At 70.0% G+C, this 19591-nt stretch carries 16 protein-coding genes; all 16 read right to left on the reverse strand.

Features of this window, described 5'->3' with window-relative positions:
- Positions 1-40 precede the first annotated feature (40 nt).
- The 16 genes from ftsZ to ACMX37_RS11420 all read right to left on the reverse strand — a co-directional run bounded on the left by ftsZ (position 41) and on the right by ACMX37_RS11420 (position 19263).
- Positions 41-1759 carry a cell division protein FtsZ gene (gene ftsZ, locus ACMX37_RS11345; protein ID WP_483146027.1) on the reverse strand — a complete coding sequence of 573 codons (1719 nt, stop codon included), beginning with the start codon at positions 1757-1759 and terminating at the stop codon, positions 41-43.
- Positions 1760-1893: 134 nt separating this feature from the next.
- Positions 1894-3234 carry a cell division protein FtsA gene (gene ftsA / locus ACMX37_RS11350; RefSeq protein ID WP_483146028.1) on the reverse strand — a complete coding sequence of 447 codons (1341 nt, stop codon included), beginning with the start codon at positions 3232-3234 and terminating at the stop codon, positions 1894-1896.
- On the reverse strand, positions 3234-4160 hold the full coding sequence (locus ACMX37_RS11355; protein ID WP_483146029.1) for a cell division protein FtsQ/DivIB: 927 nt from the start codon (positions 4158-4160) through the stop codon (positions 3234-3236). Before ACMX37_RS11355 ends, ftsA begins: the two co-directional genes overlap by 1 nt.
- Complete coding sequence (locus ACMX37_RS11360) at positions 4138-5127, reverse strand: D-alanine--D-alanine ligase (protein WP_483146030.1); 990 nt, start codon at positions 5125-5127, stop codon at positions 4138-4140. The genes ACMX37_RS11355 and ACMX37_RS11360 overlap by 23 nt, the downstream gene beginning before the upstream one ends.
- 91 nt (positions 5128-5218) lie before the next feature.
- Entirely contained in the window at positions 5219-6097 is an 879-nt protein-coding gene (murB, locus tag ACMX37_RS11365; protein WP_483148398.1) for a UDP-N-acetylmuramate dehydrogenase, read from the reverse strand.
- 83 nt (positions 6098-6180) lie between these two features.
- Entirely contained in the window at positions 6181-7617 is a 1437-nt protein-coding gene (murC, locus tag ACMX37_RS11370; RefSeq protein ID WP_483146031.1) for a UDP-N-acetylmuramate--L-alanine ligase, read from the reverse strand.
- Positions 7614-8837 carry an undecaprenyldiphospho-muramoylpentapeptide beta-N-acetylglucosaminyltransferase gene (murG, locus tag ACMX37_RS11375; protein WP_483146032.1) on the reverse strand — a complete coding sequence of 408 codons (1224 nt, stop codon included), beginning with the start codon at positions 8835-8837 and terminating at the stop codon, positions 7614-7616. The genes murC and murG overlap by 4 nt, the downstream gene beginning before the upstream one ends.
- On the reverse strand, positions 8834-10063 hold the full coding sequence (locus tag ACMX37_RS11380) for an FtsW/RodA/SpoVE family cell cycle protein (RefSeq protein WP_483146033.1): 1230 nt from the start codon (positions 10061-10063) through the stop codon (positions 8834-8836). The genes murG and ACMX37_RS11380 overlap by 4 nt, the downstream gene beginning before the upstream one ends.
- The gene (gene murD / locus ACMX37_RS11385) at positions 10060-11433 is read right to left on the reverse strand and encodes a UDP-N-acetylmuramoyl-L-alanine--D-glutamate ligase (RefSeq protein ID WP_483146034.1); all 1374 of its coding nucleotides are present in this window, start codon (positions 11431-11433) and stop codon (positions 10060-10062) included. The genes ACMX37_RS11380 and murD overlap by 4 nt, the downstream gene beginning before the upstream one ends.
- A gap of 16 nt (positions 11434-11449) precedes the next feature.
- Positions 11450-12520, reverse strand: coding sequence for a phospho-N-acetylmuramoyl-pentapeptide-transferase (gene mraY, locus ACMX37_RS11390; RefSeq protein ID WP_483146035.1), 1071 nt, complete (start codon positions 12518-12520; stop codon positions 11450-11452).
- A 51-nt stretch (positions 12521-12571) separates the two neighbouring features.
- On the reverse strand, positions 12572-14044 hold the full coding sequence (locus ACMX37_RS11395) for a UDP-N-acetylmuramoyl-tripeptide--D-alanyl-D-alanine ligase (protein WP_483146036.1): 1473 nt from the start codon (positions 14042-14044) through the stop codon (positions 12572-12574).
- Positions 14045-15520 (reverse strand): UDP-N-acetylmuramoyl-L-alanyl-D-glutamate--2,6-diaminopimelate ligase, encoded by a 1476-nt coding sequence (locus ACMX37_RS11400; protein WP_483146037.1) that lies wholly within the window; start codon positions 15518-15520, stop codon positions 14045-14047. It abuts the gene before it with no gap.
- Positions 15520-17271 (reverse strand): peptidoglycan D,D-transpeptidase FtsI family protein, encoded by a 1752-nt coding sequence (locus tag ACMX37_RS11405; RefSeq protein WP_483146038.1) that lies wholly within the window; start codon positions 17269-17271, stop codon positions 15520-15522. The genes ACMX37_RS11400 and ACMX37_RS11405 overlap by 1 nt, the downstream gene beginning before the upstream one ends.
- Positions 17268-17834 (reverse strand): hypothetical protein, encoded by a 567-nt coding sequence (locus tag ACMX37_RS11410; protein WP_483146039.1) that lies wholly within the window; start codon positions 17832-17834, stop codon positions 17268-17270. The genes ACMX37_RS11405 and ACMX37_RS11410 overlap by 4 nt, the downstream gene beginning before the upstream one ends.
- Positions 17831-18775: a 16S rRNA (cytosine(1402)-N(4))-methyltransferase RsmH gene (gene rsmH / locus ACMX37_RS11415; protein ID WP_483146040.1), complete on the reverse strand. Its 945-nt coding sequence runs from the start codon at positions 18773-18775 to the stop codon at positions 17831-17833. The genes ACMX37_RS11410 and rsmH overlap by 4 nt, the downstream gene beginning before the upstream one ends.
- The gene (locus ACMX37_RS11420; RefSeq protein ID WP_483146041.1) at positions 18772-19263 is read right to left on the reverse strand and encodes a division/cell wall cluster transcriptional repressor MraZ; all 492 of its coding nucleotides are present in this window, start codon (positions 19261-19263) and stop codon (positions 18772-18774) included. The genes rsmH and ACMX37_RS11420 overlap by 4 nt, the downstream gene beginning before the upstream one ends.
- Between the last annotated feature and the right edge of the window lie 328 nt (positions 19264-19591).

A 19591-nucleotide genomic window follows, 5' to 3' on the forward strand; every position in this document is an offset into this window, starting at 1 on the left:
CCCGCCAGCGATGCTGCGACACGGCGCGTCTGGCGCGCGGCTACTGGTTGTTCTGGCGACCGAGGAAGCGCGGGATGCTGAGTGCCGGGCCGTCATCGTCGCCGTCGTCGTCATCCTCGTCGCGCGCGGTGCTGCGCGAGAGATTGGCCATCCGCTCGAACAGCGTGCTGCCGGCGCCGGCACCGCCACCGGCGCCGCCCTCGCCGCCGCCCACGAGCGGGCGACGCCTGCCGCCGAGCCGCGCCTCGACCGGGCGATCCTCTGCCGCGAGCCGGTCGGCGCTGGCGAGCAGATCGTCCTGCACCGGCCCCTCGGGCGCCTCCGAATAGGGCGCGTAGCCATCGTCGAGTTCGAGCGCGTCGTCCTCGTCGTCAGCGGCGGGAACCGCCGCCGGCGTCGCCGCACCGTAGCCATAGGCCGGCGCATCGTCCGCGCCGCGCAGGCCCGCGAGCGGATCGACGATGTCGTCGACATCGTCCTCGTATTCCTCGCCGTAGTCGTCCCCGGCCTGCATGCCGGTGAGCTCGAAGGGCGCGGCCGTGCCGTAATCGCCCTCATCCTCGTCCTCTTCGCCGAGATCGAGGGGCTCGTCCTCATAACTGGCCCCGGCCGTGGCCGCCGTGGCGGCAGCCGCAGGCGCCGCAAAGCCGAAGTCGGAGGTCGGCGCGGGTGCCGGGCGGGCGGAGGGAATCTCGCCCAGGCCCTCGTCCTCGGAGAGTTCGAGCACCGGACGCTTGGGGGCGCGCGCGCCGCCGAGCGAGACCGGCTGCGAGCGTTCGGACTGGCCGATGGCGCTCTGCTCGATCCCGGTCGCGACCACCGAGACGCGGATCTTGCCCTTGAGGTCGGGGTTGAAGGCGCTGCCCCAGATGATGTTCGCGTCCTCGTCCACCAGCTCGCGGATGTGGTTGGCGGCCTCGTCGACCTCGAGCAGGCGCATGTCCTCGCCGCCGATGATCGAGATGATCACGCCCTTGGCGCCGGCCATGCTGACACCGTCGAGCAGCGGGTTGGCGATCGCCTGCTCGGCCGCGTCCAGCGCGCGGTTCTCGCCCTCGCCCTCGCCGGTGCCCATCATCGCCTTGCCCATCTCGCTCATCACCGAACGCACGTCGGCGAAGTCGAGGTTGATGAGGCCCGGCATGACCATCAGGTCGGTGATCGAGCGCACGCCCTGCTGGAGCACCTCGTCGGCGAGCTGGAAGGCTTCCTTGAAGGTGGTCTCGGCCTTGGCGACCAGGAACAGGTTCTGGTTGGGGATGACGATCAGCGTGTCGACGTGCTGCTGGAGCTCCTCGATCCCGGCCTCGGCCGCGCGCATGCGGCGGGTGCCTTCGAACAGGAACGGCTTGGTCACAACGCCGACCGTCAGCACGCCCATGCGGCGCGCGGCCTCGGCGATGACGGGCGCGGCGCCGGTGCCGGTGCCGCCGCCCATGCCGGCCGCGATGAAGCACATATTGACGCCCTCGAGCGCCTTCTCGATCTCGGCCACGGTCTCTTCCGCGGCGGCCTTGCCGACTTCGGGACGCGCGCCAGCGCCGAGCCCGCCGGTGATGTCGGGGCCCAGCTGGATGCGCTTTTCGGCCGGGCTGGTCGCCAGCGCCTGGGCATCGGTGTTGGCGACGATGAACTCGACGCCCTCGATCTCGGCGGCGATCATGTTGGCGATCGCGTTGCCGCCGGCCCCGCCGATCCCGATGACGGTGATGCGCGGGCGCAGGTCGTCGCTCGCCGCGGGTCCGATATTGATGCTCATCTGCTGGTCCTCCAGACGCCGGGGATGGAAATTTTCACCTTATTCCCCCGCGTTTTTCCTCTCTGACATAATCGCCATGCACATTTTATAGCGGCAAAACCCTTATCCACAGCATCGCCGCATGCTTTGCGCGCTCAGAAATATTCCCTCAGCGCGCGGAACAGGCGCATCAGCAGCGCCAGGAAACCGCTCTCGCGGGTGAAGGCCTTGTACACCCCGCCGCGCCCTGCGCCTACCGCGCGGATATCGACCGGATCGTCGGCCGCGTAGAGGCACAGCCCCGCGAGCGTCGCGAAGCCCGGCGCGTGGTGCGCCTCGGGCATCCCGGCGAGCTGCGGCGGACGGCCGAGCCGCACCGGCTGGCCCAGCGCGCCCTGCATGAAATCGGCCATCCCGGCGAGTTCCGCCCCGCCGCCGGTCAGCACCACCTGCCCCGCGCGGCTCCCGGCGAAACCCATGGCCTTCAGCGCCTTGCCGATCTCACCGGTCAGTACCGACAATTGCTGGGTCACCACCGCGATCAGCTCCGCGCGCACGATGCGGTTCTTGTCGTCGGCCCCGCGCGCCAGCGGACCGGGGGGCACGCCGCCCTCCCCGCCCTCGCCCCCGATCTCTCCGGGGCCGCTGACGGGGATCAGCTCGCGGTGATCGGACGGGCTGGCGATGGCCGAGCCGGCGACGCATTTCAGGCGCTCGGCCTGCGAGCGGCGGATGCCGAAGCTCGAGGCGATCGCGTCGGTGATCGAGCCCGACCCCATCGGCACGGCCTGGAGACCGAGCAGCATCCCGCCCGCGAAGACCGCGACATTGGTGATGTCCGCCCCGATCTCGACCAGCGCGACGCCCAGTTCGCGCTCCTCGGGGGTGAGGCAGGCGTGCCCCGCGGCGAGCGGCGCGGCGACCACGCCCTCGACCTCGAGATGGGCGTTCTGCACCGCCTCGGTGAGGTTCCTGACCGGCGCCCCGTCGGCGAGCATCACGTGGATGTCGACCCCCAGCCGCTCGGCATGAAGCCCGCGCGGATTGGCGACGCCGTGCGCGCCGTCGAGCGTGTAGTGCGCGGGCTGGGCGTGGAGCACCTTGCGCCCGTCGGGCTGGATCATCTGCTGCGCTTCGACCAGAAGCGCCTCGACATCCTCGTCCTCGATCCGCCGCCCGCCGATCTCGATGTCGACCGAGACGACATGGCTGGCAAGGCCCGCCCCGGCGCAGGCGATCCAAACGGAGCGGACCGGGGTGCCGGAGGCCTTCTCGGCCCGCTCGACCGCGTCGCGGATCGCATGGCTGGCGGCGGCCATGTCGGTGACATAGCCGCGCTTCACCCCCGCGCTGGCGCGGTGGCCGGAGCCGAGCACCTGCAATTCGCCGTTCTCGGTCTCGCCCATGATCATGGCCGAGATGCGGAACGAGCCAATGTTGACCGCAGCATGGGTGCGCGCAAGGCGGCGCGAGGGGGTGGAGGCGCGCGAGGCCATCAGGTCGTCTCCCCCTTCTCTTTCGCCGCGACCACCTTGGGCTTGGCCGCCTCTTCGGGCAGGCGCATGTAGAGCCTCGGGGGTGTGCGCATGTCGAAGGCCAGCACCTTGCCGCCGAGCAGCCGGTTCTTGCCGTCGAGCCGCGCGAACTTGACCAGCGCGGTTGCGCTCTCGACCTCGCCTTCGGGAAGGGCGAGCAGCTGGCCGGTGGTAAAGGTGAGGTTCCAGCGGCGGTTGCCGACCCATTCGGCGGCCTCGACCTTGGGCGCCAATGCGGGCGCGGCGGCGAGCAGCGTCTCCAGCGCGCGCGCCTGCTTCGCCGCTCCCGGCCCGGCGAGCCGCAGCATCCCCTTGGCCTTGTCGGCGGCGACGGGTTCGAGCTCCACGCCGGTCGCGTCGATCAGCACCAGCCGGTCGGGCTTTTCGAGCACCGCATGGGGCTCGCGCTCGACGATGTCGATGGCGAGGGTGTGGGGCAGCTGGATCGAGACCCGCGCGTCCTTGACCCACGGCAGCGCGCGCAGATCGTCGCGCAGCTTGGCAATATCGACGTCGGGCATGGCCTGGTTCCGGGTGGCGAGCGCGCGGGCATAGACCTGCTGCTCGTCCATCCGCGAAGTGCCCGTGACGCGCACGTGGCGCACCTCGAACCCGGCATCGGCGGCGATCGCCGCGACCTGCGCCTGCGCCAGCGCGGGCACGCCCGCAAGGCTGGCGATCACGAAGGCGATCCCCACGCTGCCGCCGATGATCATCGCCAGCCAGATGCGGCTCCACTGTTCCTCGGTGAAGGGCAGGACGCCCATGATCCGGTCGGCGACACTGCTCGCCGAGCGCCCCGCCTTGCGCGCGGCGACCGCGCGGCTCTGCGCCTTGGCCGCCCGCCGGACCCCGGAGGTGCCGCTACGCCTGATCTGCTGCGCCATGCCTGCCTCCCTGTTTCAATGCGTGGACCCGCAGGCCCTCGGCGCACAGCATCTCGACGAGATCCCCGTAGGAAATCCCGCAGCCCGCCGCCTGTTCGGGCACGAGGCTCAAGGGCGTCATGCCCGGCTGGGTGTTGGTCTCGAGCACGAAGAGCCCGTCCTCGCCCGCCTCCTCGTCCCAGCGGAAATCGGTGCGGCTGGTGCCGTGGCAGCCGAGCACCTGATGCGCCTTGACCGCGTACTGCTCGCAAAGCGCGGTGATTTCGGGCGGGAGCTTGGCGGGGAAAATGTGCTCCGTGCGCCCGGCGGTGTACTTGTTCTCGTAATCGTAGAAGCCGTTGGCGACGATCAGCTCGGTGACGCCCAGCGCGCGCGGGCCGTCGGGGCCGTCGAGCACCGCCGCGGTCAGCTCGCGGCCCTTGATAAAGGGTTCGGCGAGAAGTTCGGCAAACTCCTGCCATGGGCCCTTGGCCTCAGGACTGATCGGATTGCCGACATTGCTGTCCGCCGTGACGATGGCGACGCCCACCGAGGAACCCTCGTTCACCGGCTTCAGCACATAGGGCCGCGGCAGGGGATCGCGTTCGTAGAGTTCCTCGCGCGTCACAATCCTGCCGCCGGGCATCGGGATGCCGTGGGGCACCAGCGCCTGCTTGGTCAACTGCTTGTCGATCGCGATCACCGAGGTGGCGAGGCCCGAATGGGTATAGGCGAGGCCCATCAGGTCGAGCATCCCCTGCACCGTCCCGTCCTCGCCGGGAACGCCGTGGAGCGCATTGAACACGACATCGGGCTTCGCTTCATGCAGCCTGAGGGCCACATCGCGCCCCATGTCGATGCGCGTGACGCGGTGCCCGCGCGATTCCAGCGCGTCGGCCACGCCCGCGCCGCTGGTCAGCGAGACCTGCCGCTCGTTCGCCCAGCCGCCCATCAGGACCGCGACGTGGAGGGGTGCGGGGAGAGTCATACAAAATTCCGTTCGCCTCGAGCGAAGTCGAGAGGCTGAGTTGTGCGGAGTGTCTCGACTACGCTCGACACGAACGGGCAGGGAAAGTGCATCACGGCCGCCCCACCCGCTGGATTTCCCATTCGAGGCTCACGCCGGTTGCAGCGTAGACCTTATCGCGCACCATCTCACCGAGGCCCTCGATGTCGGCGCTGGTGGCGGTGCCGGTGTTGATGAGGAAGTTAGTGTGCTTCTCGCTGACCTGCGCGCCGCCGAGCGTGAGGCCGCGGCAGCCGGCGCGGTCGACCAGTTCCCAGGCCTTGTGGCCTTCGGGGTTCTTGAAGGTCGAACCGCCGGTCTTGGTGCGCAGCGGCTGCGAAGCCTCGCGCGCGGCGGCGATGCGGTCCATCTCGGCGCCGATCGCCGCCGGATCGCCCGGATGCCCCCGGAAACGCGCCGAAACCACGATCGCGCCTTCGGGCAGGGCGGAGTGGCGGTAGGAGTAATCGAGTTCCTCGGCATTCAGGGTGATGAAGCTGCCGTCATGCAGGATCACGGCGCAGTCGATCAGCACGTCGGCCACCTCGCGTCCATAGGCCCCGCCGTTCATGCGCACGAAGCCGCCGACCGTGCCGGGGATGCCGCGCAGGAACTCAAGCCCCGCAATGCCGAGGTCGCGCGCGGTCGATGCGACCAGAATGCCGCTCGCCCCGCCGCCGCAGGTGAGTTCCATCTCGCCCGTGTGCTGCACCCCCGCAAAGGCCTTGCCGAGCCGCACCACCACGCCCGGAACCCCGCCGTCGCGCACGATCATGTTCGAGCCGAGGCCGATGGCCATGACAGGGATCTCGCCGTCGAGCCGTTCGAGGAAGGCTTTGAGGTCGTCCATGTCGGCGGGCTCGAACAGCCAGTCGGCAGGCCCTCCGGTCTTGAACCACGTATAGGGCGCGAGCGGGGCCTTGCAGGTCAGCTTGCCGCGGATGCCGTCCAGGGGCACCGGCGCGCTGACCGCGCCCTCGACCGCGCAGGTCGGGGCCGAGCCATCGTCGTAGATGTAGGTGTCGCCCGGCTGGTTCACGCGGCTACGCTCCTGCGGGCGGTAATGGCAGGCGCGAGGCCCGCCGCCCAGCGGGTGATGTCGCCCGCACCGAGGCACACCACGAGGTCGCCGGGCGCGATCTCTCCGGCCAGCGTCTCGGCCAGCGCATCGGCCCCCGCGATCTCGCGCGCGGCGCGGTGGCCGCGGGCCTTCATGCCGGCGACCAGCGCCGTGTGGTCGACCCCCGGGATCGGCTCCTCGCCCGCCGGGTAGACCGGGGCGACATAGGCGATGTCGGCCAGATCGAAGCAGGACTGGAAATCGTCCATCAGGTCGTTGAGACGGGAATAGCGGTGCGGCTGGGCGACCGCGATGACACGCCCCCCGCTGCCGCCCACCGCCTCGCGCGCGGCGGCGAGCACGGCGCGGATCTCGACCGGGTGGTGGGCGTAGTCGTCGATCACGGTGACGCTGCCGCCCGCCAGCTCGACGGAACCGACCCTGGTGAAGCGCCGCCGCACCCCGCCGAAACGGGCAAAGCCGGTGCGGATCACCTCGTCCGAACAGCCCATCTCGATCGCCACGGCAATCGCGGCCAACGCGTTCTGCACGTTGTGACGGCCCGGCATGGGCAGGTGCACGCCCTCGATCCGGCGGTCCTCGAGACCCCGCTGGCGCACGATCACGTCGAAGGTGTTGCCACCATCTTCCGAACGCACGTTCACGCCGCAGATATCGGCCTGGAGCGAGAAACCGTAGGTCACGACCTTGCGGTCGCGGACATCGCCGATCACCGCCTGCACCACCGGATGATCGACGCACAGCACCGCCGCGCCGTAGAAGGGCACGTTGTGAATGAACTCGACGAAGGCGCGCTTCACCCCGTCGAAATCGCCGTAGTGGTCGAGGTGCTCGGGATCGATGTTGGTGACGACCGCGATGGTGCCGTCGAGGCGCAGGAAGCTGCCGTCGCTCTCGTCGGCCTCGACCACCATCCAGTCGGAATCGCCGAGGCGGGCGTTGGAGCCATATTGTTCGATGATCCCGCCGTTGATCACGGTCGGGTCGATCCCGCCCGCATCGAGCAGAGTCGCGATCATCGAGGTGGTGGTGGTCTTGCCGTGGGTGCCCGCCACCGCGACGGTGGACTTGAGGCGCATCAGTTCGGCGAGCATCTCCGCGCGGCGCACCACGGGGATGCGGGCTTCCAGAGCGGCGGCGACCTCGGGGTTGGTGCGGCGCACGGCAGTGGAGGTGACGACCACCGCCACGCCTTCGACGTTCTCCGCCCGGTGCCCGATATGCACGGTGATGCCGCGCGCGCGCAGTCGCTCGACGCTCGCCCCTTCGGCGATGTCGCTGCCCTGCACCCGGTAACCGAGGTTGTGCATCACCTCGGCGATGCCCGACATGCCGATCCCGCCGATGCCGACGAAATGGATGGTGCCGATATCGGTGCCCACACCCTTCATGTGTCCGCGCGCTCCTTTGCGGCCTTGCTGGTCGAGGGCTGGGGCCGGACGGCGGTTTGCGCGGTGCGGGGCGCGGCCTCGCCGACGCGGATCACGTCCATCAGGTCGATCCCGCTCATGCTCTCCACGAGGTCGGCGAGGTCCTTCGCCGCATCGGGCCGCCCGCAGTTGAAGGCGCAGTGCGCGGCGTTTGCGAGGCTCTGCGGGTTCATCGCCATGACCTGGATCTGCTTGGCGAGTTCCTTGGGCTGGAAGGCCTCCTGCCGGATCATCCGTGCGCCGCCCGCCTTCACCATCTCGCGGGTATTCGCGGCCTGGTGATCGTCGGTCGCGATGGGGAGGGGGATCAGGATCGCCGGGCGGCCCACGGCGGTGAGTTCCGCGATGGTCGACGCGCCCGCGCGGCCGATGAACAGGTGCGCGTCCGCCAGCCGTTCGTGCATATCCTCGAAATAGGTGCCGAGTTCGGCGGGAATGTCGTGCTCGGCATAGCGTTTGCGCACCGCATCGAGGTCTTCGGCCCGGCATTGCTGGGTGATCTGGAGGCGCTGGCGCAGCGCCGGGGGGAGCATGGCGAGGCCATCGGGCACCACTTCCGAAAGCACCCGCGCGCCCTGCGATCCGCCGGTGACGAGGATGCGCAGCAGGCTTTCGTCGGTGAAGGCGGGGAAATCCTGTTCGCGCAGGGCCAGCACCTCGGCGCGCACCGGATTGCCGACGAGGTGGACCTTGCCCGCGTGCTTGGGCTTGAGGCGGTCGACGCTCTCGTAGGAGGTGGCGATGGCATCGACCCGGCCGGCCAGCAGGCGGTTGACGCGGCCCAGCACCGCGTTCTGTTCGTGGACGATGCTCGGCAGCTTGACCGCCGTGGCGGCGAGCAGCGCGGGGAGCGCCGGATAGCCGCCGAAACCGACGACGGCGGAGGGCTGGAAGCTCTCGAACAGCCGGAGCGCCATCGCCCGGCCCTCCAGAACGGCGCTCACCCCTGCGGGCCAGCCCAGCGGGTTCTTGCCGAAGCGGCCTGCGGGCAACACGTGGGCCGGCAGGAAGTCGGGCTTGCCCGGGATCGCCGCCCCGCGCTCGTCGGTGATGAGAGCGACGTGGTGGCCGCGCTGGTGCAGTTCGGCGGCAAGCGCGAAGGCGGGGATCAGGTGCCCGCCGGTGCCGCCTGCGGCCAGCACGTAATGGCGGGAAGCACCGGTCGGGGTCGGGCTGGTCATGCGGGCGTGTCCTTGCGTTCGATCAGCTCGCGCAAGCCGCCGCCCTCGCGGGCGAGGAACGGATTGCGCCGGGTGATCGCCAGCAATAGCCCAAGCGTGAAGCACACCGCCAGTGTCGATGAACCGCCGTAGGAGATCAGCGGCAAGGTCATGCCCTTGGAGGGGAACAGCTTGAGGTTGACGAGGATGTTGATGAAGGCCTGCCCGCCGAACTGGGTGATCAGCCCCGCGCCGGCGAGCAGGGCGAAGAGGTTGTCCTCGCCCGTCAGGCGCACCAGCGCGCGCAGCACCAGCGCGCAATAGACCAGCACCACGCCCGCGCACATCACCAGCCCGAACTCCTCGCCGATCACCGAGAAGATGTAGTCGGTGTGGGCCTCGGGCAGGTTCATCTTGCGGGTGCCGAGCCACAGGCCGGTCCCCGTCCACCCGCCTGCGGTGATGGTGCGCTGGGCAAGGTCTACCTGGTCGAAGGCCGTGCCCCCGCCGAGGAACCCGTCGATGCGGTGGCGGGCATTGTCGTAGAACAGGTAGGCGAGGATCAGCCCGCCCGCGCCGATGCCGCCGAGCGCGGCGAGGCGCTGCCACGGCATGCCCGCCAGCAGCACCATCACCAGCCAGATCCCGCCGAACAGGATCGCATCGCCGAGATTGGGCTGGAGCATCAGCAGCGCGGCGATCAGGCCCATCAGCCCGCTCACGTACCAGATCACCGGCAGCCCCGGATCGCGCAGCCGCCAGCTCAGCACCCAGGCGCAGATGATCGCGAAGCCGGGCTTGAGGAATTCCGAGGGTTGCAGGCTCATGCCGACATTGATCCAGCGCCGCGCGCCGTTTTTCTCCTCGCCGATCACCGGCACCACGAACAGCAGCGCCAGCATCACCGCGCCCACCAGGATGCCGAGCCGGCGCGCCTGGTCGCGGCTCAGGAAGCTGAGGCCGATCATCAGGGCGAGGCCCATCAACTGGAAGACGATGTGGCGGTTGAAGAACATGAAGTCCGGCACCCGCTTGGTGGCGGTCGAGAGCATGTCGGCGCTCGCAGGCGAGGCGGCGGCGACCGCGACGATGCCGATCGCCATCAGCAGCCCGATCAGCAGCAGCAGCACCTTGTCGATCTCGCGCCACCAGATGCGCAGGGCATCGCGCCAGCGGCGCTGCACCGGCACCGGCGGGAGGAAATTGCCAGGCCCGCGGGCGGCGGGGGTGTAGACCGGCGCGGTCACGGCAGGATGCTCCGCGCCGACGGGTCATCCACGCAGGTCTCGCAGCCGGTGATCGCGCCGACCATCTGGCGGAAGTGGTGCCCGCGCTTCTCGTAGTCGCGGAACTGGTCGTAGGAGGCGCAGGCGGGCGAGAGCAGCACGATCTCGCCGGGGCGGGCGGCTTCGACGGCGCGGCGCACCGCCTCGCTGATGAGCTCGCAGCGTTCGACCCTGACCTGCCCTTCGAGCAGATCGGCGAACATGGGCCCGGCCTCGCCCACGGTATAGGCGGCGGCGATGTTGGCGAGGTGGTCGGCACAGGCCCCGAGCCCGTCCTCTTTGGGCAACCCGCCGACGATCCAGTGGATGCGGGGGCTGCCGCCGTTGATCGCCGGATCGGGCGGGAAGGCGGCGAGCGCGGGGGCGGCGGAGGCGGCGTTGGTCGCCTTGCTGTCGTTGATGTAGGTGACGCCCTCGACCTCGCAGACCCGCTCCATCCGGTGCGGCAGGCCGCGATAGGAGGCGAGCCCGGCGGCGATCTGCGCGTCCGTCAGCCCGAGTTCGCGGCAGATCGCGGCCGCGACCGCGGCGTTCTGGGCATTGTGCGGGCCCGCCAGCGAGGGCGAGCGCCCTTCCGCCAGCCCCGCCGCTGTGAGATCGGCGGTCTTCACCCGCACCAGCGGCTTGCCCGCGGTCTCGAGCCCCTCGGCGATGGCGGTGGTGGGCTCGTCCTCGTCGCAGATGATCGCCGTGCCGGTCTGCTGCATCTGGAACAGCCGCTCCTTGGCCGCGGCATAGGCCTCGAAGCCCGCATAGCGGTCGAGGTGGTCGGGGGTGATGTTGGTGAGCGCCGCGACGTCGCAATCGAGCGTGAAGGTGAGGTCGATCTGGAAGCTGGAGAGTTCCAGCACGTAGACCCCGCCTTCGGGGAGCGGGTCCTGCCCGAGGATCGGATCGCCGATATTGCCGCCCATCACCGTGGGCACGCCCGCCTCGCGCAGGACATGGTGGACCAGAGCGGTGGTGGTCGACTTGCCGTTGGTGCCGGTGATTCCGACCACGCGGTGCGGCGGCAGGCTGGCGCGGGCCATCGCGAAGAGCTCGATGTCGCCGATGACGGGGAGGCCGTATTGCCAGGTGTGCGGGCCGATGGGGTGCGAGTTGAGCGGCACCCCGGGCGAGACCACCACGCCCGCAAAGCCGGTGAGGTCGAGCTCCAGCGGGTCGATCAGCCGGCAGCGCCCCTCGAAGGGCTCACGCGCATGGGGCTGGCGGTCCCAGGCGATCACCTCCGCCCCGCTCGCCAGCAAGGCCTCGGCCGCCGCCGCGCCCGAACGGGCGAGGCCGAGCACCGAGAAACGCTTGCCCTTGAAGGCGGGGGAGGTGATCACGCCGGCCGCCCCTCCCCTACCTGAGTTTCAGCGTCGAGAGGCCGATCAGCGCGAGCACGATGGCGATGATCCAGAACCGGATCACGACCTTGCTCTCGCTCCAGCCGAGCTGTTCGAAATGGTGGTGGATCGGGGCCATCCTGAAGACGCGGCGCCCGGTGCGCTTGAACCAGAAGACCTGCACGATCACGCTGACGGCTTCGAGCACGAACAGCCCGCCGACGATGCCGAGCACGACCTCGTGATGCGAGGCGACCGCGATTGCGCCCAGCGCGCCGCCCAGCGCCAGCGAGCCGGTGTCACCCATGAACACGGCGGCAGGCGGCGCGTTGAACCACAGGAAGGCAAGCCCCGCCCCCATAATCGCCGCGCAGAAGATCGCCAGCTCCCCCGCGCCCGGCACGTGCGGGATGCCGAGATAGGTGCTGAAATCGACCCGCCCCACCAGATAGGCGATGATCGCGAAAGTGCCTGCAGCAATGATCACCGGCATGATCGCGAGGCCGTCGAGCCCGTCGGTGAGGTTCACCGCATTGCCCGCACCCACGATCACGAAGGCGGCGAAGACGTAATAGGCCGGGCCCAGCGGGATGCTCACGCCCGTCAGGAAGGGCAGGTAGAGGTTGGTGTTGATCTGGCTGACGATCAGCCACGAGGCCACGCCCGCCACCACGAACTCGGCCAGCAGCCGCACCCTTGCGGGCACGCCCGCATGGCTGTTCTTGGCGACCTTGTCGTAATCGTCGAGGAAGCCGATCACCCCGAAGCCGATGGTCACCGCAAGGCACGCCCAGACGAAGGGACTGGTGAGGTCCATCCACAGGAGCAGCGAGAGCGACAGGGCGACAAGGATCATCAGCCCGCCCATCGTCGGCGTGCCGCGCTTGGCGAGGTGAGACTGCGGGCCGTCGAGCCGGATCGGCTGGCCCTTGCCCTGGCGCACGCGCAGGAAGTTGATGAAGCGTTCGCCGATCAGCAGGCCGATCAGAAGCGCGGTCATCAGCGTCGCGCCCGCACGGAAGCTCTGGTAGCGCACCAGATTGAGGATGCCTTCGAAGCCAAGCCACTCGGCAAGCAGGTAGAGCATTCAGTCGTCCTCTGCGGCCCTGAGCTTGGGGCCTGAGCTTCGGTGCCCGCCTCAGGCGCGGGCGTTGTCGGTAAGGTGTGACACCAGCCTGCCGAGCCCGACCGAGTTGGACCCTTTGACCAGCACCGCATCCCCGTTTGCGAGGCCGAATGCCGCGAGCGCCGCAATCGCCTCGGCAGGCCCTTCGCAATGGGCGAAGGTGAGAGCCTTGCCAAGCGAGCCGCCCGCACCTTTCCCCAGTTCCTCGGCCAGCGCGGCCATCTCCGGCCCGACGAGGATCGCGTGGGCGAGCCCTGCCTCGGCAATCGGCTCGGCGAGCTGGCGGTGGAAGGCATCGGCGAAGTCGCCCAGTTCCTTCATGCTGCCCAGCACCGCGAGGCGGCGGGTGGCGGGCGTTTGCGCGAGCGCCTTGAGGGTCGCGCGCATGGAGGCGGGGTTGGCGTTGTAGCTCTCGTCGATCAGCAAGGCGGTGCCGCCCGCGGCCGGAATGGAGTGGCGCGCGCCGCGGCCCTTCAATCCGCCCATCTCGGCCAGCGCGAGGCCCGCGCTGGCAAGATCGCCCCCGGCGGCACGAACGGCAGCCATGACGCCCAGCGAATTGACGATCCAGTGCTCGCCCGGTTCGGCAATGGTGTAGCAGATGCGCCGGTCGCCGAGGTCGGCGGTGACGAGCGAACCGCCCCCCGCCGCCGGGATCGCGTCGAGCAGGCGCACGTCGGCGCCCTCGGCGCGCCCGAAGGTCACGACCTGCGCTCCGCAGGCGCGGGCATGGCCGATCATCCGCCCGGTCCATTCGCTGTCCGCCGGAATGACCGCCACCCCGCCCGGCACGAGCCCGGTGAAGATCTGCGACTTCTCGTCGGCAATCGCCTCGAGGCTGCCGAGGTTCTCGATATGGGCGGGCGCGATGGTGGTGATGAGCGCGACATGGGGCTTTGCATGGGCCGAGAGCGGGGCGATCTCGCCCGCGTGGTTCATGCCCATCTCGAACACGCCGAACTTCGCGCGGGCGGGCATCCGCGCCAGCGAAAGCGGCACGCCGACATGGTTGTTGTAGCTGCGCACCGAGCGATGCGCCGCGCCGCGGCTGGCGCGGTCGAGACAGGCGAAGATCGCCTCCTTCATCCCCGTCTTGCCGACCGAGCCGGTGATCCCGATCCGCACCGCCTCGATGGCACGGTCCCGGGCGGCATGGGCGAGCGCGTGGAGCGCCTCTGTCGTGTCCCTGACCAGCACGTGCGGAACTTCGACCGGACGATCGACGATCGCGGCGACTGCCCCCTTTTCAAAGGCCTGTGGGATGAACCTGTGCCCGTCCATCGCCTCGCCCTGCAAGGCGATGAAAACATCGCCCGATTTCACGTCGCGCGAGTCCATCTCGACGCCGCTTGCCTGGAAATCGTGGCTGGCGATGCCGCCGGTCGCAGCCTCGATTTCGGCGGCGGTCCACAGCGAAAGAGGCAGCGCATCGGCTGCAACGACCGGCCAATGATGCAGCAACGGATGGGCAACGGGCGCGTTCATCTAGCACCGCCCCCCGGCGCATTCGCGCGCCACTTCGACATCGTCGAAAGCTTCGATCCGCATCTGGTCTCCTGCTCCGAAAATCTGGCCCTGCTCGTGGCCTTTCCCCGCGATCAGCACAATGTCCCGCGCCCCGGCTTCCCCGATTGCAGCAGCTATGGCCTCGCGCCGGTCCCCGATTTCGCGGGTGTTGCCGCCCGCCCCGGCAAGAATCGCGGCGCGGATGGCGGCGGGGTCCTCGGAGCGGGGATTGTCGTCGGTGACGATGGCAAGGTCGGCGGCGCGCGCTGCGACGGCGCCCATCTCGGGCCGCTTGCCCGCGTCGCGATCACCGCCGGCGCCGAAGACGACGATCAGGCGACCACCCTCTGCCACGTGCGGACGCAGCGCGGCGATGGCCGCCTCGAGCGCGTCGGGGGTGTGGGCATAGTCGACATAGGCAGGCGCGCCGGCGGCGTTGAGCGCGGCGCGCTCCAGCCGCCCGCGCACCGGCTGGAGGCGGGTGACGGCGTCGAACGTGGCCGAGGCGGAAACGCCCGTCGCCAGCGCCAGCCCTGCCGCCACCAGCGCGTTGGCGGCCTGGTAGGCCCCGATCAGCGGCAGGTTGACCTTGCGCACCGTGCCTTCATGCTCGATGTGAAGAAGCTGGCCCAACTGTCCGGGTTCGCGGCCGATCAGCTTGAGGAACTGTCCGCCCTCGCCCACCGTCATCACCCTGAGGCCGCGCGCCTCGGCCCGGGCGATCGCCTTCGCGGTCCACTCCGAGCCATCGCCCGCATCGTGGATCACCGCCGGGCTGCCGGGCGCGACGACTTCGGTGAAGAGCCGCATCTTGGCCGCGAAATAGGCCTCCATCGTGCCGTGGTAATCGAGATGGTCGCGGCTGAAATTGGTGAAGGCGGATGCCGAGACGGTCGGCCCCTCGCCGCGATACTGGTCGAGGCCGTGGCTCGATGCCTCGTAGGCGACGTGCGTCACGCCCTCGCGCGCCAGGCCGGCCATGTTGGCGAGGAAGGTGACGATGTCGGGGGTGGTGAGGCCCGTTGAGACGCTTCCGTCGGGGGTGGTGACGCCAAGCGTCCCGATGCTCGCCGCGCGCTCGCCCGCCATGCGCCAGATCTGGCGCGTCATCTCGACGGTGGAGGTCTTGCCGTTGGTCCCCGTCACCGCGGCGATGGTGGCGGGGTAGGGAGAAAAAAAGCCCGCGGCGAGGCGCGCAAAGGCGCGTCGGGGGGTGACGTCGGCAATGTGCAGCGCACCCTCGACGCGGGCTTCAGGACGGGCCACGACGGCAATCGCGCCCGCTGCGATGGCGGGGCGGATGAAGTCCTCGCCATTGACGGTGGCGCCCTCGAAGGCGCCGAATATGGTTCCGGGGGCGACCTTGCGGTGGTCGATGGCAAAGCCCGTGACGGTCGCCTCGCCCGCGCCGTCCTGCGGCAGCCCTGCCTGGGCCAGAAGCTCGGCCAGCCGCATCAGTGCTTGTCCACCAGATAGCGCAGGTCCGAGATGTCGACATCGCGCGCATCGTCGGGCTGGACGCCGAGCATCGGGCCGATCCGCGGCACCAGCTTGCCGACGACCGGCGCGGCGGTGTAGCCGGCGGTGCGCTGGAAGGAGCTGGCGACCGTGCCCTTGGGCTCGTCGAGCACGATCACCACGACATAGCGCGGCGCATCGAGCGGGAAGGCGGCGGCGAAGGAGGAGACCAGCGCGGTCTTGTTGTAGCCGCCCACGCCCGCCTTCTCGGCCGAACCGGTCTTGCCGCCGACGCGGTAGCCCGGCGCGTCGGCCTGCTTGCCGGTGCCGTAGAGCGAGATCATGCGCAGCATCTGGCGCATCCGCGAGGAGGTCGATTCCTTGAACACCCGCCGCCCGCGCGGCACGTCGGCAGGCGCGAGCTTCATCAGCGTCGCCGGGCGCCAGATCCCGCCGTTGACCATCGCCGCATAGGCCGAGGCGAGGTGCAGCGGGGTCACCGCGAGGCCGTGGCCGTAGCTCACCGTCATGTTGGTGACGCGGCTCCACTCGCCCTGCGGCCACAGCGGCTTGCCGCGCGCGGGCAGTTCGATGAAGGGGCGGCGGTCCATGCCCAGATCAATCATGGTGCGCCGCAGGCGTTCCGGCCCCAGCGCATCCGCGACGCGGGCGGTGACGGTATTGGAGGAATAGACCAGCGCCTGCGGCACGTTGAGCGTGGCGCCCTTGGGCTTGAGGTCCTTGATCGTGCGGCGTCCGACCGAGACGGGGGTGGCGTCCCACGCCTTGCCGAGATCGCGCACCACGCCCGCATCGATCGCGGCGGCGATGCTCAGCGGCTTGAAGGTCGAGCCCAGCTCGTAGACCCCGTTGGTGGCGCGGTTGAAGACGTTGACCGCCCCGGCGGCGCCCGCGGTGTTGGGGTCGAACTCCGGCAGGCTCGCCAGCGCCATCACCTCGCCGGTGTCGACATCGAGCACGATCCCCGCCGCGCCGAGCGCGTTGGTGGCGAGCATCCCCTTGCGCAGCTCGTCCTCGAGCGCGCCCTGCACCCTCACGTCGACCGACAGCGCGACCGGCTGGGTGCGCGTGTCGGGGTGGGCGAGGCGCTGCTCGAGCACCTGCTCCATGCCGATCTTGCCGCCCTCGTCCTCGACCACATAGCCCAGCACGTGCGCGGCGAGTGTGCCCTGCGGATAGTAGCGGTCGGTCTCGCGCGGAATCTCGAGCGCGATCTCGCCCAGCGCGAAGACGCGGTTGGCTTCCTCGGGCAGCAGGCGGCGGCGCAGGTAGCCGGCCTTGCCCGAGGCGAGGCGGCGGGCCATGCGCGCCTCGTCGATATCGGGGAAGATCGCCTTCAAGGCGCCCGCGACCTCCTGCGGCGAGCGCACCAGCGGCGCGCCGGAATCGCCCATCGCCTTGGGGTCGAACCACAGGGCATAGGCCGGGAAGGCACGCGCCAGCGGGGCGCCGTTGCGGTCGGTGATCTCGCCGCGCGGGGGCACCATTGCCTCGGCCAGGCTGGTGCGTTCGGGCGCCTGGCCGGCGAAGCCGAGCGAGACGATCCGCAGCAGCGCGATGATCGCGATGCCGACGAAGCCGCCGAGCAGCCACAGCACCCGGAAGCGCGCGGCCCAGAGCATCTGCGCGCGCAGACCCATGCTGGGCAGGCGCCCTGCGGGGATGGCCGGCATGGCCGTGTGCGAGGCAGGAGAAAGGTGGGCAGCGCGGGCTGCCAGCACGGTCATTCGCCGCTTCCCTGCGCGGCGGCGGCCGCCTTTCCGACGCGCGGCGTCTCGGCCCGGGCGGGACGGATCGGGGAGGCCTCGATCAGGAAATCGCCGAAGGCCTGGGTGAAGACCGCGCCCGCATCCTTCTCGGCCTCTGCCGAGGCGAGCGTCACTGTCGCACCCGAGACCGGCGAGCGCATCGGCGCCTCGGCGGCAGGCGCACCGGCGGCGGTCTCGGCGGCATCGGCGCGGGCGAGGCGGATCGGCGCGGGCGCATCGGGGCCGCGCATCTCGCCGAGGCTCGCGAGCTGGCGCTCGCCGTCGAGGAACTGGCCGGCACGCGGGGCCTGGTAGCCGAACTCGACCGCGTTCCACTCGGCCAGCTGGCGCTGGCTGGCGCGGGTCTGGAACTCGGTCTCGAGCAGCAGCGTCTCGCGCTGGAGCGCGATCAGCTGACGTTCGGCGAGCAGCACCTCGCTCTTGACCGCATGCACCTTGAAGCTGAGCAGCACCACCGCGGCAAGGCAGGTGGCGAGCACGGCGGCCCAACCCAGCGAACGGGCCTGTGAGCTGTTCATCATGCGGCTAGGCTCCTGGGCGGCGCGCCGGTGCGGGTGGCATGGCGCAAGGTGGATGAACGGGCGCGCGGGTTGCGGGCGATTTCGGCCTCCGTGGGACGTATAGCCTTGGAAACCTGCGCGAAGGTGGGGGGTGGCCCCGGGATTTCCCCAGGAAGGTGGCGCGAGACCGCGCGGCCCGCGCCGGAAGCACCCTTGAGGAACTGCTTGACGATCCGGTCCTCGAGGCTGTGGAAGCTCACCACGGCGAGCACCCCGCCCTCGGTGAGCAGCGCCTCGGCGGCGGCGAGCCCGGCCTCGAGCTCGCCGAGCTCGTCGTTCACGTGGATGCGCACGGCCTGGAAGGTGCGGGTCGCCGGGTCTTTCTTGTCGTGCGGCTTGTGGCCGAGCGCACGGCGCACGACGCGGGCCAGCTCGCCCGTGGTCGCAAGCGGCCGCGCGGCGACGATCGCGCGGGCGACACGGCGCGACTGGCGCTCCTCGCCATAGCGATAGAGCACGTCGGCGATGGCTTCCTCGTCGGCGGTGTTGAGGAAATCGGCGGCACTCTCGCCCGCCTGGCTCATGCGCATGTCGAGCGGACCGTCGTGCATGAAGGCAAAGCCCCGCTCGCCCTGGTCGAGCTGCATCGAGGAGACGCCGATGTCCATCACCACTGCATCGACGCTGGCGATGCCGATCGCGGCGAGTTCGTCGCGCATCGCCGAGAAGCGCGCGGCGTGGAGCGCAAGGCGGCCGTCGAAGCGCGCCACCAGCGCCTGACCCGCGGCGATGGCGTCGGGATCGCGGTCGAAGGCGTGGACACTCGCGCCCGCTTCGAGCAGCGCCGTGGTGTAGCCGCCCGCGCCGAAGGTCGCATCGACGATGGTCTGGCCAGCGCGCGGGGCGAGCGCGGCGACGACTTCGTCCAGCAGCACGGGGATGTGGGGGGCCTCGGCGCTCATGCCGCCTTCCTCGCGCTTGCGATCAGCTTGGCGCAGGCCGCCTGCGCGCCGCGCCATTCGGGGCCGAGCCGTGCCAGTTCCTCAGGGTTCCAGACGAAGAAGAAATCGCCCGCGCCGTGGAAATAGAGCCCGTCGCCCACCTTGCCGAGATCGCGCAGGTGCTCGGGCATGACGAAGCGGCCGCTGTCGTCGAAGGGCAGCTGCGAGAAGCCGAACAGCTGCGCCGCGCGCACGTCGCGGTCGAAGGCGTAGTCCTTGCGCTCGATGGCGAGGGCCTCCTCGCGGTCGAGCCGGGCGTTGAGCAGGTCGATGCGCGACAGGCCGAAGCCCATCAGGCAATCGAACTTGTCGTGGACGCCGAGGCACAGGGTGCGGTTCCCGCCGGAGCTTTCCTTCACGGCCTTGCGGAACTCGGGCGGAAGGACAAAGCGGCCCTTCTCGCCCGCGGGCGAGTAGGCTTGGCCGTTATATCCTCCAAAGGCAGACACTGTCTGCGATCCCCTCTGTCCCCTGGCGGCGCCCCTCGAAGGCGGTCCGCTGCGCGCTCGTTTCCCCCGGACATGCCTTCCCCGTCCCGGCCGCACGCGTGCGGCACGGTGCGCCGGCCACTGGAGGCACGGCGCGCGACATACAGGCATGTCTGATGGACCCCGGTCATATCGGGGAAGGCGCGGGGATGGAAGGGATTTTTCGGGGATTTTACGGGAAAACTTGGTAAGTCACTGTTTCAAAATAACTACCCTATTCTCCCTCGATCCTGCCGTTGCCCGCCCGGCACCGGCAAACACCTGAATTTCGCGGAACAAACCGTGCACC

The organism is Porphyrobacter sp. THAI-01a (genome assembly GCF_056868655.1).